Source organism: Candidatus Aegiribacteria sp. (assembly GCA_021108435.1).
GTDB lineage: Bacteria > Fermentibacterota > Fermentibacteria > Fermentibacterales > JCC-6 > Aegiribacteria.
The window spans coordinates 1-15685 of the sequence record JAIOQY010000046.1 but is presented as its reverse complement, the minus strand read 5'-3'; the positions used below and the strand labels follow the sequence as shown (position 1 = coordinate 15685).

14 protein-coding genes are annotated in these 15685 nt (G+C 46.7%); 1 reads left to right on the top strand and 13 read right to left on the bottom strand.

What is annotated here, in order from left to right; genetic code table 11:
• Position 1: 1 nt before the first annotated feature.
• From K8R76_02660 to K8R76_02600, 13 genes are all read right to left on the bottom strand, one after another.
• Positions 2-718 (bottom strand): hypothetical protein, encoded by a 717-nt coding sequence (locus tag K8R76_02660; GenBank protein ID MCD4847075.1) that lies wholly within the window; start codon positions 716-718, stop codon positions 2-4.
• Complete coding sequence (gene dnaE / locus K8R76_02655; protein MCD4847074.1) at positions 715-4179, bottom strand: DNA polymerase III subunit alpha; 3465 nt, start codon at positions 4177-4179, stop codon at positions 715-717. The genes K8R76_02660 and dnaE overlap by 4 nt, the downstream gene beginning before the upstream one ends.
• Positions 4179-5315, bottom strand: coding sequence for a hypothetical protein (locus K8R76_02650; protein MCD4847073.1), 1137 nt, complete (start codon positions 5313-5315; stop codon positions 4179-4181). Before K8R76_02650 ends, dnaE begins: the two co-directional genes overlap by 1 nt.
• A gap of 35 nt (positions 5316-5350) precedes the next feature.
• Positions 5351-6070, bottom strand: coding sequence for a ComF family protein (locus K8R76_02645; GenBank protein ID MCD4847072.1), 720 nt, complete (start codon positions 6068-6070; stop codon positions 5351-5353).
• Complete coding sequence (gene lgt, locus K8R76_02640) at positions 6025-6834, bottom strand: prolipoprotein diacylglyceryl transferase (protein ID MCD4847071.1); 810 nt, start codon at positions 6832-6834, stop codon at positions 6025-6027. The genes K8R76_02645 and lgt overlap by 46 nt, the downstream gene beginning before the upstream one ends.
• 82 nt (positions 6835-6916) lie before the next feature.
• On the bottom strand, positions 6917-8125 hold the full coding sequence (gene rodA / locus K8R76_02635; GenBank protein ID MCD4847070.1) for a rod shape-determining protein RodA: 1209 nt from the start codon (positions 8123-8125) through the stop codon (positions 6917-6919).
• Entirely contained in the window at positions 8122-9834 is a 1713-nt protein-coding gene (mrdA, locus tag K8R76_02630) for a penicillin-binding protein 2 (protein ID MCD4847069.1), read from the bottom strand. Before mrdA ends, rodA begins: the two co-directional genes overlap by 4 nt.
• 4 nt (positions 9835-9838) lie before the next feature.
• On the bottom strand, positions 9839-10324 hold the full coding sequence (locus tag K8R76_02625; protein MCD4847068.1) for a hypothetical protein: 486 nt from the start codon (positions 10322-10324) through the stop codon (positions 9839-9841).
• 39 nt (positions 10325-10363) lie between these two features.
• Entirely contained in the window at positions 10364-11125 is a 762-nt protein-coding gene (locus K8R76_02620) for a rod shape-determining protein MreC (protein ID MCD4847067.1), read from the bottom strand.
• A 42-nt stretch (positions 11126-11167) separates the two neighbouring features.
• Positions 11168-12151, bottom strand: a complete 984-nt coding sequence (locus K8R76_02615; GenBank protein MCD4847066.1) for a rod shape-determining protein — start codon at positions 12149-12151, stop codon at positions 11168-11170.
• 206 nt (positions 12152-12357) lie between these two features.
• Positions 12358-13152 (bottom strand): hypothetical protein, encoded by a 795-nt coding sequence (locus tag K8R76_02610; GenBank protein ID MCD4847065.1) that lies wholly within the window; start codon positions 13150-13152, stop codon positions 12358-12360.
• A 4-nt stretch (positions 13153-13156) separates the two neighbouring features.
• The gene (locus K8R76_02605) at positions 13157-13360 is read right to left on the bottom strand and encodes a hypothetical protein (GenBank protein MCD4847064.1); all 204 of its coding nucleotides are present in this window, start codon (positions 13358-13360) and stop codon (positions 13157-13159) included.
• Positions 13361-13363: 3 nt separating this feature from the next.
• A complete protein-coding gene (locus tag K8R76_02600; GenBank protein MCD4847063.1) occupies positions 13364-14251 on the bottom strand; it encodes a PHP domain-containing protein in 888 nt (295 codons plus the stop codon).
• Between the two features lie 106 nt (positions 14252-14357).
• Here K8R76_02600 and K8R76_02595 point away from each other — a divergent pair.
• On the top strand, positions 14358-15685 hold a 1328-nt coding region (locus K8R76_02595; GenBank protein MCD4847062.1), incomplete at its 3' end, for an HD domain-containing protein.

The following is a 15685-nucleotide window of genomic DNA, read 5'->3' as shown; positions in this document are numbered from 1 at the left end:
ATTAAAACAATCCGAGGAAATCTATTCCAAGCGCTCTGTAACTTCTTCCCCCGGTTTCAAGTATATCAATAAACTGCAGTGATATTCTGACCTGGCCAAAACTCTCCCAGTATACTTCTCCGCTAAGAAAGCCTCCTCCTACGTCAAAACGAACAGAGTCAGCTTCATCTGTAGCGAAATCGTACTCGAACGCCATTCCGAATCCACCTGGAAACGATTTATCCAGACCTGTCCAGACACCGGCGTGCACAAGTTCCCTGACGTCGGCGCTGATACCGAAGTGGAATGCCATATCGCCACCGATAGTATTAAAATTCTTACTGAGCGCCAGATAAAGATCCCTGGCTTTTCGTCTGTACGATCCACCGCTTCGAACAGCTTCCGGTTCATTATCAAATCCAAGAACCGCGCCGGGAAGAGGTACGGTTTCATCCAGCAGACGAAACCTTGCTTTGAGATAGATATGATCAAACCATGATGGGTCATTCATGCCGGTAATATTCCATCCTCCGTAACCAAGCCCCGCTGCAAGCCTCGGTATTATACCCACGCAGAATGAGAACCTTAATCCATCATTCGGGAATGTGTTCAAGGAGATGCTGTAAGTCCTGGGTGCGACAATTCCAGCGGTTGGTTCATGTACTATTCTCATCAGTTCACCGGAACCGCCGGCTCCGGCAAACAGAAGCAACAGACCGATCAGGATAATTTTCCTCATAAGCGCGGCCCCCTTCCTCTGGACAGAGATACGGATTCCTTCCCCAGAAGCTCTCTCAGTTTTAAAATCAATTCGGCGTCAGGATCAACTCTAAGAGACCTGGAACGTCCCATAACCTTCCATCCTGATCTGTGTTTGATAATAACTGATACTTCTCCCTTGCCCGAATTGTTCCTGAGACAGTCTACCGCTTGCTCAAGCAGATTAATTCTGGGGTTGCTTCCATCAACCATTATGGTCACGCCGGCTCTCAGTATCGATCTGACCTTGTCCAGCGGAAAAATCTTCCTGGCGCTGAAACGGCTGTCCCCCCTTCTTCTGGACACCTCACCATCCATCAGAACAAGACAATCCGGTTCAAGCAAATCGCCGAATTCCTTAAGAGCATCACTGAATACAACAACCTCACTTGTACCCCGGCAGCCTTCAACCAGTACAAAAGCCATCTCACCATGTTTTGTGGGAATGATCTTCTTTTTAAGGATCATACCGGCGGTAGTTATGAGTTTCCTTTCGCTTTCATGAGCCAGTTCGATCGGCTCGTTGGAAAAACTGTCAATCTCATCGGAATACATTTCAAGAGGATGACCGGTCATGTAGAACCCGAGAAGTGATTTTTCCAGTCTGTACACTTCTTTCAGGGATAATTCTTCCTTTTCCTTCAGTATCGGCGCATGATTCACAGAATTCTCTTCGCTGTCGTCCCGCTCTCCACCGAACAATGACATCTGTCCTGCTTCAATATGCCTTCTGACAGATATTCCATACGTAATCGCGCGTTCGACTGAATCAAGAAGAGTCGCTCTGTTTATACCGAAGCAATCCATTGCTCCCGCACCAATGAGAGATTCAACAGCCTTCTTGTTGATTACTCCATTTCCCAGCCTCGTACACAAATCGAAGATGTCTTCAAATGGTCCGTCCTTCTCTCTTGCCTCCACGATCTCGGATGACGGTCCCTCTCCTACATTCTTGATCGCGGAAAGCGCATAGACTATCCTGCCTTCCTGATCAACATCGAACTTGACCGAACTGTGATTAACGGATGGAGGATTCACTGTAACGCCAAGTCGTGAGCACTCCTCAATGAGGGGAGTAATCCTGTCGATCTTGCCTATCTCACTGGTAAGACACGCTGCCAGAAATTCTGAAGGGTAGTTTACTTTCAACCATGCGGTCCAATAAGCAAGCGCCGCATAACAGACAGCATGAGATTTATTGAAACCGTATCCGGCGAATTTCTCAATAAGGTTAAATACCTTCACAGCTGTTTTTTTCTTAACATTCCTGCCGGTGGCGCCGCTGATAAACTTCTCCCGCATTTGAGCCATTACTTCCGGGTTCTTCCGCGACATCGCGCGTCTGAGTGTATCCGCTTCCGCCATGGTCATGCCGGCCAGAAGGTTTGCTATTCTCATAACCTGTTCCTGATAGATTATCACTCCGAATGTAGATGAAAGAACTTCCTCCAGATCAGGATGGGGAAATGAAATGGTGAAGTCGGATGAACCGGATTCAATACCTTTCTTGTTATCAGCATACAGATCTATCATGTCCATGGAGCCCGGACGGAAAATAGCTACGGCGGCAACAATGTCATCAAAGCTGTTTACGTTTATTTTTCTTAAAGCATCACGCATACCGGAGCTTTCCAGCTGAAACACACCTGCTGTCTCACCTCTGCTCATCAGTTCAAGAGTCTTCCTGTCATCAAATGACAGATCCTTCACTCTGAAATCAGGATCTCGTCTGCGAACCAATCCCTCAGCCCGATGAATAATCGTTACGTTTCGAAGACCTAGCAGATCCAGTTTCAGAAGACCTACTTTTTCTGCGCTTTTCTTTTCGTACTGGGTTGTAATGCCCTCTTTTGCGGAGCAGAGAGGAACATACTCGCGAAGATTGCCGGGTGTTATTATAACACCGGCTGCGTGAACTCCGGAATGCCTGGCGATATTCTCCAGAGTGTAACCATACTTGAACAGCTTCTCAATTTCCTTTTCTTCGCTGACTCTCCGTGAAAGCTCCGGAACACTTTTTACAACTTCCGGGAGAGGAGCGTCAGGATTGGGAGCTGATGCCACCAGTTTAGCCAGAATATCTCCCTCCGAGACACTCATTCCCATGACACGCGCCATATCTCTTACCACAGATCTGTTTTTTATCCTGCTGAAGGTAATGAGCTGGCAGACATTTTCCCTGCCGTACATGGCGATGATGTGATCGATGATCTCACTGCGGCGTTCACAGCAAACATCGATATCGATGTCCGGCATCTCCTTCCGTGCGGGGTTCAGGAAGCGCTCGAAACTGAGGTCGTAATCAAGCGGATTTATATCAGTAATGTCAATCGCATAGGAAACAAGGCTTCCGGCAGTTGAGCCCCTTCCGGGTCCCACCGGTATATCTTTGGACCTGGCCCATCTCATCATCTCGGAGACGATGAGAAAATACCCCGGAAAGCCCATATCTCCGATGATGCCGAGTTCGTGCTTAAGTCTTTCGGTTTCCCGGGGTTTCAATTCCCTGTCCAGTCTCCTGGTCAAACCTTCAAAAGAAAGCCGATAGAGATAAGCATCTGTGTCCGCCTCCCCTTCAGGAAGGGGATACTCGGGCAGAATGGGCTCACCCTCGATCAAATTGAATTCACATTTCTCCGCAAGTCTGACAGTATTTGAGACAGCTTCCGGTATCCATTCGAAGAGTTTCTGCATCTCAAGAGGAGTTTTTACATAGAATTCAGCTGTTTCAAAACGCATACGTCCGGGATCGTTCAGGGTCTTCCCTGTCTGGAGACACAGAAGTGCCTCGTGTGCCTGATGATCTTCTCTTCGAAGGTAATGCGCATCGTTGGTCGCCGCGACAATAGCCCCGGTTTCCTTTGCCAGCTCAGCAAGAACTGGAAGAACCTTTGCTTCATCGGACAATCCGTGATCCATCAGCTCAATGAAGTAATTTTCAGGTCCAACGAGATCCTGATAGAATCGAATAGCGTCTAAAGCATTTTTCCTGCTGCCTGAAAGGATATGCTGTGTAACCTCCCCCTGCAAGCAGGCTGATCCGATAAGAAGCCCTTCACTGAAACGAGCCAGGGTTTCCCGATCAATCCTTGGTTTATAGTAAAATCCATCTATATAACCGGCTGATGAAAGCTTCGAGAGATTACGGTATCCTTTTTCGTTTTTCGCCAGAAGAGTGAGGTGATATCTTTTCCCGTTCCTGGTTCGATCATTCATGGAAGGGAAAGCTATATAGGCTTCCATTCCGAGAATTGGATGTACTCCCATTTCATTTGTTTTCTCAAAGAATTGAACTGCCCCGAAGAGGCTGCCATGGTCAGTAACAGCTACTGAATTCATTCCATTCTCGGCAATGTAGCCTGCCAGGCGGTCAAATCTTATCGCTCCATCGAGAAGGCTGTATTCCGAATGCAAATGCAGATGAACGAAACCTTCACTCATTAGTCTTCTGAATCTCCTGTCGAACCTGATGACTGATTGTCACCATCAGTATTACCGTACAGACGGTCAAACTCACGTTGTTCTTTAAGATCAGCCCTGTCCGCAAGGTCAACACCATCTTTTTTGTATCTTAGAACAAGATAAATAAGTGTCCAGGAGGATGAGCAGCAGGAGAGAAAATAGGATACAACAACCAGGAATATTGCTGTACCTGAAAGCCCTGCAATCACTCCGGATATTCCTGTCCATGTCTGAATGGAATCCTGCTGTCCGAAGGTTGTCAGACCTGAGAAGAACGGGAGAGCCTCGGGAGCCAGTAATCTTGGACCTGAAGCAAGTGCCGCACCGAATCCCCCGCTTCCCGCGCCGAGAGTTACGGAAAAAGAGAGTAAATCCACCGCCAGCGATGCAAACAGGAAAAAGGTAATCCCGCCAAGCATTATTATGATCAGCGAAAGCAGCCAATAGAGAAACACTCTCCAGGATTGAGAAGTCATGGTGGAGAACAATTCGAAGACTGATTCGAAAGTATCAGCACCGGTAGTGGCTATTATCGAAGGAAGCAGTTGAAAGGAAAGAACAAGCGCCAGAGCAGTCAGAACCGCCAGCAGCATAACACCCCATAACGGGACTGCAAGCAATGCGGACAGAATCGGACCCGCGACAGGAATCCTGGAAAGAACTCCTGATGCCGCACCGGCAGCCAGTGCAAGCAGAATAACAAGTACAAGAAGAACAGGGATTGCAATAAGGGGGAAGCTGTTTCCTCTGGCAAACCTGGATGCATCCGCTCCGGAGAAGAAATTATCTCCACGGATCTGCTGAAAGGTCATTCTGGAAACTTTCAGTCCGCCACGGATGAGAACGTATAAGATCAGAATAGCGGCGATAATCAAAAATGCAACCGGTATCACTTCTTTCCAGAAGAGCGCTCCGGGAAGAGGAAAAAGACGACTCTGTTCCCATCTGGCAGCCATGTCATATCCCGCTGCAAAGAAACCAAGATATATGAAAATGTCCCAGATTATCCATGATAAAATAAGTGTCTTGAAATAAACCCATATCTTCCTGGCGCTGAACCCATACTTCGCGCACAGGGGAATATCTTTTACATTGAAACGCAGCTCTTCAGTCATGTTCACTCCCTCCGCGATACTCGTATCTTAATTCATCAGACAATACTACCGAACGCCTGTTTTCGGTAGGTCAGAGTGAGACCGGTAACAGTCTCAGCGCCTGCTTCCAGCAGTATTTCTGAAGCACTGTCCATCGTACTGCAGGTGGTGGCAACATCGTCTATCAACCATATATGAACACAAGCAGGTACTTCTCTGTGATTCCTCAGCCTGAATACTCCCTTAACGTTAGATCTTCGCTCGGTTACAGAAAGTCCAACCTGTGAAGGGCTGTCGTCTCTGGACAACAGGTTCATGTTTCGGGCACCCGTTCGCGAAGCAAGTGCTCCGGCAATCAGGAAGGACTGGTTATACCCTCGCTCACGTATCCTTTTTCTTCCTGCGGGAACAGGAACCAGAACATCTTCAGCTTCCGGAAGTACCATTGAGTTTTTCAGAATCATGTCAGCTGCCGTCGGTGCGAGATATTTCTCTCCGTTGAATTTCAACCTCAGCACTATCTCTCTGGGCAATCCTCTGTACAGAGCTGCTGAATATATGGCAATACCACTGGATAATTCCTCAGCCTTTCCTTTTGAAGAGACCGGACTGAAGGAAGCACCGGTTCTGCTCCAGTGTACATGCCTGCACTTGTCTATTCTCAGCCTGCACCATGAACAGAGATATTCGTTTTCCCCTCTTCTGCCTCCACATCCGGGACAAACGGAAGTCAGGAAGAGACGGAGAAGGTTCCGCGATAACGCCGATAGAGCCATATTCCCAGTATAGGAGCAGAAAGAAGCATTATGAGACAGATTATCTGATTGTCAGTAAAACTGTAACCCAGAATCTGATCGGGTGTGTGATCAAAATAGCGAAACTCTTCTATACCGAATCTGGTGACACCGTACAAACCAAGAAACAGACAGAAGATGAAGCCGGGAAAATGTTTATATCGATCAGCCCACAGGAGGATTCCTATTATGAACAATCCTGATAATGAACTGTAAAGCTGTGTCGGATGAATATATGAACCGGGGATAATTCCGGTATTGAAATAGGGCATCGCCGAATCAGGAAATGAAACTCCCAGAGAACATGATGTTTCTGCGCCGAAGCAGCATCCGTTGAGAAAACAACCGATCCTTGTGATGAAAATACCAAGAGCAAATGAAGGAATGACGGCATCCGCGAGTTTCCATGTGGGGAGTCGCTTTCTCCATACGGTATAGAACCCGACTGCGACTGCAAGAATCACACCGCCCAGCATACTGAGACCGTACAGGCCCTTCCAGATAGCAATTACATCCAGCCAGTGCCCCTGGAATTCGGACATATGCGTAATTACATAGAAAACTCGTGATCCCACAATTGCAGCTATCATCAGACGCACACCAAGGTCGTAAATGTCTCCTCTGGATATTCCCGCAGCTTCACCTCTTCTGGCAGCAAGCCAGAGCCCAAACATAAAGGAAACAGCAAGCATCAATCCATAGGAATTGATAGGCAGCGAGCCTATTTTAAACAGAACCGGGTGCATTGTCAGAACCTCCCTGGTAGTCTGTCCTATAATGAGTATTTTTAGGAGTCATAATCTAAGGTACGAGTTGATTCCTGTCACTTCACACTTCTCTCCAGTACATTCCTGCATTAACAGCAAGTCCCAGCAGGAATAGAACTACGATCATCTGACTTCCTCCGTAGCTTATGAGAGGGAGTGGGAGTCCGGTTACAGGCATGATTCCAACTGTCATCCCAACATTAACGAAAACATGAAATGTGAAATATGCTGCTATTCCCGCAGTTACAAGCGAGTTAAAAGCATTGACCGATTTTCTTGCTGCAAGGGTTATCCTCCATATAAGCAGAAAGAAAGTAGCAAGGAGAATAATTCCACCAAGGAAACCTGTCTCCTCCGCCCAGACCGAAAATACAAAATCGGTATGTCTTGCCGGCAGGTAAGCCAGCTCTTTCTGCGCGCCCTGAAGAAAACCCTGGCCGAATAACCCTCCGGATCCAACCGCAACTTCTGACTGAATGATATTCCATCCGGCTCCGTGCGGATCACTTGCAGGATCAAGAAAAGTTATCAGTCTTGATCGCTGATATGTCTCGAGCAGATTCCATGCGATAGGTGTAAGGGCTGCGACAATAGAGTTCCCTCCAATGAAAATCAGCCAGCTTGAGAATGGATATCTGCGTCTGTAAAGTATTAATCCAAGAATGCAAACGAACAGGATCCAGAAAACGATGTGTATTGAGGAAACAGCAGCCAGAATTGGACTTACGATCAGATATATCCATCCGGGACCGTATCCGGCCCAGACAAATATCGCAAGCACAATCATGATCATTGCTACTGAAGTCCCAAGATCAGGTTGTAGAAGTGTCAGAATGATGGCCGGGAGAATTGTCAGAAACACCAGAAGCTCGCCAAATTTTCTGGGTCGGACTCTGAGTGATGAGAGCCACCAGGAACTCATCAGTATTAAGCCTGCTTTTGCTATCTCGGATGGCTGGATATGCAGGGGACCTATGATGATCCAGCGATCTGCCGGCCCGCTTCCGAGGAAAACTGTAGCAAGGAGAAGCAGACAGGTCAGCAGATAAATAACCGGAGAGATTTCTTCAAGCCTTCGAAAGGATATCCATGTTCCGACAAGGAAAAAGACTATTCCTATAACCACCCAGAGCACCTGTCTACTGAACAGCCCGCTTTCGGAAGCCGCCATGGATGCGGAATATACTGTACTGAGGCCAATTGCCAGGAGTATAACGACTGAAATAATCAGAAGGAGATCGGGACGGTCTCTTCCTATCAGTTCAATCACTCCCCTCTTTCAGCCAGGTAGCCTGAAAGGATATTTCTTGCTACTGGTCCGGCAACAGCGCCACCATGTCCTCCATGTTCAATAACAACACATATCGCAAGAGGCTTTGGATCCCGCATAAAACCGATAACCAGAGCATGATCTTCTCCAGGGCATTCAGCTGTACCGGTTTTCCCCCAGAAATCCAGAGAAGAATCAGAAAAGACATTATACAGAGTTCCTCTTCTGGAAGTAACCACCCTGAGCATACCCTCGATTACAGTATCAAATGCGTAATCCGTGACAGCACCAGGGGATAGTACCGGATCCCGGGTTTTTCTTTGAAGAAGAATTCCGGGAAACGGCATTTCACCTCTTGAGGCGATAATCCCGGCAATCACTGCAAGCTGAAGAGGTGTTGCAAGAAGCTCTCCCTGACCAATTGAGATATTAAGAAGGTTACCCAGACCCCATCCATCACTGCCGTAGGCGCGAGTGAGATAATCGGAATCGGGAATCAAACCGCTTTTTTCTCCTGTAAGAACATCCGTGAGCCTGGCTCCCATCCCGAAACAGGCTGAATATTCAGCAAGTTCATCAATTGAACCCAGCTGCACTGTCCTGTAGAAGAATACATCGCATGACTGTTCAAGTGCCTGTACTACATTTAACCTGCCATGAGCTGTCCAGCATCCAAATTCTGTATCTCCCAGAGTCAGTGAGCCATAGCAGGGGTTAGGCATGTAGTCTCGGGAGATCAGGCCCTCCGAAAGCAGCCAGCAGGCCGTGATAACCTTATAAGTGGAAGCAGGGGGATAAGCGGCCGCCCATGCTCTTTCGAAAAGAGGATTGTCCTGATTATCGAGAATAGCATTCCATTCAGCCTGAGTGATCCCCCGTGCAAACATATTCGGATCAAATGCTGGAACCGAAGCGGCGCAGAGAATATCCCCGTTTTCGTAGTCAATGACCACTGCTGCTCCCGGCATTCCAGTCTGCTCCAGTTCTGTTAATGCAATACTCTGCAAATCCGCGTCTACTGTAAGCGCTACGTTCCCGCCCGGCACGGGATCTTCCGAAGAAACACCTCGAAACTCTTCCACAATCCTGCCGAGTGCATCAACAACTTCTCGCTGAAGACCTGGAGTTCCGCGCAGTGTTTCATTGAGTCTGAGTTCAAGCCCCGTCCTGCCGGTAATTTCACCTCTGAATGAATCCTGAGCATCAGCCAAACTGACATACCCCAGAATGTGACAGAAATCCTCCGGTCTGTGGTAACGTCTCAGGGGAGCAACATCAATTATCACACCTGGTATTCTATACAGATTCTCCGCGATTGAGCTGACCTTCTCCACACCCAGTCCCTCCCTGAGCACGACTGGTCTGTGAGGAACATCTGAAGCTTCATCAAGGATTCCATTCAGTTCGCCCTCGGTCATTTCAAGCTGTTGTTCGACAAGTGCAGCATTGGTTCTAATGAATTCTGAAGGTACTGCGGAAACGATAAAGGCTGGCTTACTGTCAGCAAGGATAATACCGTTCCTGTCACTGATAACTCCACGTGGAGCCGGTGTAACGATGACCCTTATGTGGTTCTGACTTGCCAGCCCTCTGTAATACTCACCCTTAATAACCTGAAGATGAACCAGCTTTACTCCAAGCAGAATAAAGAGGATTGATACTACGGATAGAAAGAAGAAGAATGGCCAGTTTTTGCTGTTTCCATACATTCAGCTATCCTGACACTCTATATGCTCTGATATGTGAAATCCACGATTCTGCTGAAATAATCAAGGCTCCTAATGCTGTTGTAATCAGGGCTCTGGGCAGAGACAATAGAAGCAGTGAACAGAAACCTGAACCAAAGGGACGTGACGCGACGATAATGAAGACAGAATCGGATACCACCACAGCCACAGCTGCCATAAGTAGAAAAGAACCCCTTCCTTCACCAGCGGATACTTCACCAAGAATTCCGGCGATGTACAATCCCGCCAATAGTGCGAGAGAAGAAGAACCGGGAGGTTGATGCAGCAGAAGATCAAGACACAGACCGGACCAGAAGGCTCCGTCTACCGCCCATCTGCTCCCATGATTCTCAGCAAGGTATACAAGAACCAGAGGTAGAAGAGATGGAGCCAGAAAAACCCGTCCGACTGTCAATTCCAGCAGAAACTGAATAATAACAGTAACTGAAAGCAGAAGTAACCTGATCTGCATTTTCCACCTTTAATCCTTTATACACAACATATGTAAACGTTACTGCTGCGTATGACTGGAAGAAGTCTCGTCTGGAAGAAGTATCAGAACCTCACCGGTATTTCTGAAATCAACCGCTGATTCGATATCAAGCTTAAGCGCGAGCCCTGATTCCCCGGACGAAACTCTCATTACTTTGCCGACAAGAAGTCCATCAGGATATACACCGCCAAATCTTGATGTAAGCACTCTGTCTCCGATTTCTACACCACTCGTTAGATCAACATGCACAAGCTGCAGATCTCCGGTTGAAGATGACTGCAGAATTCCATAGGCGCCTGATGGCCATGTTACACAGCTGACATTAACAGAGGGATTGGTAACAGGCAGAATCTCACTTGTTCTCTCCTGTACGGAACTCACTATTCCGACCAGACCTCTGGATGAGATACAAACGGAGTTCAACACAACTCTATCACGAAAACCTCGATCGACGACCATGGTTCCGGTAACAAGACCCTCTGATCTATAAAGAACTCTTGCTGGAAGAGCATCTCTGTTACCCGTCCGCGTAATACCAAGCAGAATTCGGTATTGATCTACTTTAATTGCTTCTTCTCTGAGAATGGCATTTTCAAGCATCAACTGAATGATATCATCCCTGAGTTCATCCAAAACCGGAGAATCAGAACGATTGAAGAACATTGTTGAAAATCTGGCTCCCATCCAGCTTCCCAGTCCTCCAAGAAGAACAGGTCCGATCAAGAGCAGTATTATTGAAAGCACAACGTACAGAAGCAATCTTTTCCCTTTATTACTCATTGTGCTTCTACGGGTTTTTTTAGCAAGGCTCATATTGAAATACTACTGAAGAAGAAGGTTTCGATACCGGTAAATATCTTCAAGAATCAATCCCGCTCCAAGAACAGTACAGGACAGAGGATTATCAGCGACCCGAATCGGCAAACCGGTCTCACTCATAAGAAGCCTGTCCAGACCTCGAAGCAGCGCACCACCCCCGGTCATGACGATACCACGGTCAACGATATCACTGGCAAGTTCAGGCGGTGTCTTCTCGAGACCATGCCGCACAGCCTCAACAATGGTGCCAATAACTTCCTTCAGGGAATTTCTGATATCTTCGGAACTGACGGAATAGGTCTCCGGAATACCATTTACAAAATCAAGACCACTTACCTCATATTCACGGTCGTCACTTTTGAGTACGGTACCCATGTTGAGTTTAACTTTCTCAGCGGTTCTCTCTCCTATTAAAAGACTGTATCGCTTCTTGAGATATCCGGCAATAGCTTCGTCAATTTCATCTCCACCAATTCTGATGGAATTATTCGCAGCGATAGTTGAAAGACTGATTACGGCTACTTCAGTAGTTCCCCCCCCTATGTCAACAACCATATTACCGGCAGCTCCTTCAACGGATATTCCTACACCGATGGCAGATGCTAAAGGTTCTGAAACTAGGAGTACTTCCCGCGCGCCTGCTCTCTCAAGCGCAGTTCTGACGGCAGATATCTCAACCTCAGTTATACCGCTTGGAACACAGACAAGTACTCTGGGACGCATTGAGAATCTTCTTGTTTGAGCCATACTGAAGAACTCTCTGAGCATAGCCATTGTCGCGGTGGCATTTGTTATTACCCCGTCCTTGAGTGGTCTGACAGCATCAAGTGTAGATCCGGTTCGGCCAAGCATTGCTTTCGCGTCGTCGCCAACTGCAACCACTTCACCTGTTTCCCTGTCAACTGCTACAACACTGGGCTGATCAAGAACGATGCCTTTTCCCTGAAGATAAATAAGGGTATTGGCTGTTCCGAGATCAATCGCCATGGCAGTTGAGAGCAGTGTTCCCGGCTTTCTTCCGAATAAACCGCTTAACAAACCAGAAGTACTCATTTCACCTCCCGTAAACTAACTCGTAACAGGTTGAATAGTAAACATTCAGCTCTGCGTCAACTCCATGCTAAAACGGATATAGTTATATTTGGAGAATAAATCGGCATGAGCCTGATTTTCAGTTAACGTAACCTTTAACGTTACCTTTGCGGAATGTTCCAGCCGGGCTGCCAGCAAGCACTCGAACAAAGCGTATCAACAGGAATTGGAACGATCATTTCCCAGATACCCTCCCAGGGTATTGCTGATGAATTAATACTCGTTAACTCAATGCTTACAGAATTAGAGTTAATAGACAGAATCCATTTCCATGGCCATGCCCTGTACTCATCATGTGGAGAAGATGCTGTTATCTCGAATCTGCCTGAATCCCAGATACAGATTGATGGAAACATATCTCCACTATACATTGAGAGATGCATGTATTCCATTGAATCAGGAACAGTGAAAAACCATTCGATGATGCCATTATCGACCTTGGCTCCATCAGCAATCATCCATGCTTCCAGAAGTAATGGAAAGCCTGTTCTGATCAGATAAATAAGATCTTCTGTTGTTATAGTCCCTGATCCGGTTTGAAGTCCACCAGGCATGAATACTGCGTAATCGTCCTGTGGCATATAGATCAGAATCCCTGTCGAATCACCATTCATAGAAAGAACGGGGCTGCCGTCAGGTCCATAGAAATCACCCCTGAGCAGATTGTCCAAAGTACTTCCCCAGAGTACGAAAGGTCCCCTGGCTACAAGATTGCTTCCCTGAAGTCTTGCATTTCCGCGAAGCTGAAAGCAGTCCAGATTCCCCCACCCAAATGAAATTCTGCTGGCGTAGATCTCACTTTGACTTTGAAGACTGTCTCTTGTAACTGTATGAAGTCCGCATGATGGGGAAATAAAGAGAATAAGAAACAAAGAAGCTGCTGCAGCTATCCGCATTATTCTATTCTGAGCCGTACTTCTCCTGAAGAGCTGTTATTCTTCTTTCGAATTCGTATTCTTTTCCGTACTTCGCCTTACGGGCAAGTAGTGACTTGTTATCCGGAATTTTCTCAAGCAGCTTATCCAGCATCAGCAAAGCTCTTTTCCTGTTCCCGCTTTTCACTTCACTGTCGACCTTTTCTATCAGTTCGCTCAACTTAGCCACATGCTACCTCCTGTTTTCGCTAATGCACAGAGCCAGAAAATCTTTAACCATTTCAACTGTTATATGAAATCCATCCTGTTTCCCGCCAAGTGGAACAGCATCCTGCTTCCGACCATGATAGTCAGTTCCACCTGTAAGAACAAGTTCATATCTGCTTGCGAACTCCTTAAGCAAACGGGTGAACAATATGGAATGGCCGGGATAATAAGCTTCAATACCTGCCAATCCGTAATTCTTCATTCGGCCAAAAAATAATTTCAACTCGTTCGGTTCCATTTGAATATATCCCGGATGAGCCATTACAGGCAATCCGTCTGCATCGGCTATTAGACGTACTGCTTCATGAACTGGAAGTCTGTCTCTGTCAACATATGCGGGTTTCCCCTTTGCCAGATATCTGTCAAAGGCTTCTCTGAAATTTCCCACATGTCCACCTGCAATAAGAGCTTCTGCTATGTGGGGCCGACCGATGACATCTCCACCTGCAATAAGTTTCAATGAATCAATATCAATATGTATGCCTGTATGACTGAGTTTCTCAAGTATCCTGGGATTCCTTCTTTCTCTGCCTCCCTGAATGAAGGTTATTGCTTTACCAAGAGGAGTTGATCCGGATATTAATTTATCAGGGTCAGATCCCGGAAAATACCCAAGCAGATGAGCGGATAAACCTTTTTCTTCCAGATCAACGCTCAGTTCCACACCGGGAATCATGGTTATCCCCATCGAATCAGCAGCTTCCATTCCGCGAGGAATACCGTCAAATGTATCATGATCGGTTATCGCGATTATGGATAAGCCTCTCTCTGCAGCAAGCTCAATCAGCTCGGAAGGTGATCGAGTACCATCAGAGGCTGTACTGTGTAAATGAAGATCAACATAAGTCTGCATGTGCAATTTCCTCCGGAATCGAGAATATTATCCGCTATGAAATACAATGCAACTGCAAAATCCCGTAATTGCTTTGCAGATGATCCAGAGAATGGAGAAATAGATAATGTCTGAAAATTCGAACAGAAAAAAGGTCATGTATATTCGCGATCCTGTACATGGAAATATAAGACTCTCCCGTCTGCAGGAAGATCTTATCAAGACAGTCGAGGTTCAGAGGCTCAGTCTTGTACATCAACTGGGTACAACCTACCAGAGCTATCCTGGAGCTCATTGCATGCGGCTATCGCATGCCCTTGGCGTGTCATATCTTGCGGATAAGATCGGAGAACACATTCTCGAACAGATCGACGATATCCCGGCGGATAAACAGCTTAAAATGCGTAAGATTCTGCAGGCTGCTGGTTTACTCCATGATATCGGACACACACCATGGTCACATACTCTTGAGCCACTCTATATCGAAATACATGGTATGGATCACATGAGACTCGTTGCCGATCTTGTGGTGGGTAAGCAGGTTCTCAATATCAGAGGTTCCGGCAGGATACCGGATATCCTGAAATCATATGACATCAATCCTGAAGACGTTGCGGATCTCATCTGCAGCAGATATAAGGGGCCCCGCTATCTTCAACAGATGATCTTCGGTGAAGTCGATGCAGATATGCTTGATTATCTGCAGAGGGATTTCTACTTCACCGGAGTAGCATTCGGTCATATAGAGATGGAGAGGATCATCTCAACCATGACTGTAGTAAATGATGAGATAGTTTTTCTTATCAAGGGTCATGAAGCAATTCGTGATTTCCTTTTCGCCAGAATGCAGATGTACTCCAGCGTATACCTTCATAAGAAAACCAGGATTGTAGATATGATGATGCTCGCAGCAGCAAGGAGAAGTATTATCGAACTCGGAGAAATACAGGATTTCCATGTTCTTACCGATGATGAGATCCTAAGCTTCCTTGCCTGCGATTCAACTGATCCGTGGGTGCGGGAGATGGCATGGAGAGTGAAGTACAGACAGAAGCTCTTTTCTCAGGTATTCCGTATAGATGCCGCAACCCTTGATGAGAGTGATATCTCTTTTCTGAACACAATCAGAGCATCAGAGGAAACGCCTTCTGAGATTGCCGCTACTCTTGTAAGGATGATCGCTGAAGCGGCAGGAGTTGATCCCAGATACATTCTGGTCGATCTGCCTCTTGATGCGGTAAAAGTATCCGAAGAACGATTCGAGAAACTGGGAATCAAATATGTCAATCAGAATGAAGAAATCAAGGATCTTGAGGATATCGATCCGGCTTTCTCCGAATACCTTGCCAGAGCTAAACCAAACAGGAATTATCTGACTGTTAACTGCTGTCCGGAACTGAAGGAACAGGTAGAAAATACTTGCAGGGATCTGTTCCACAGAGCGGCAATGCCGCT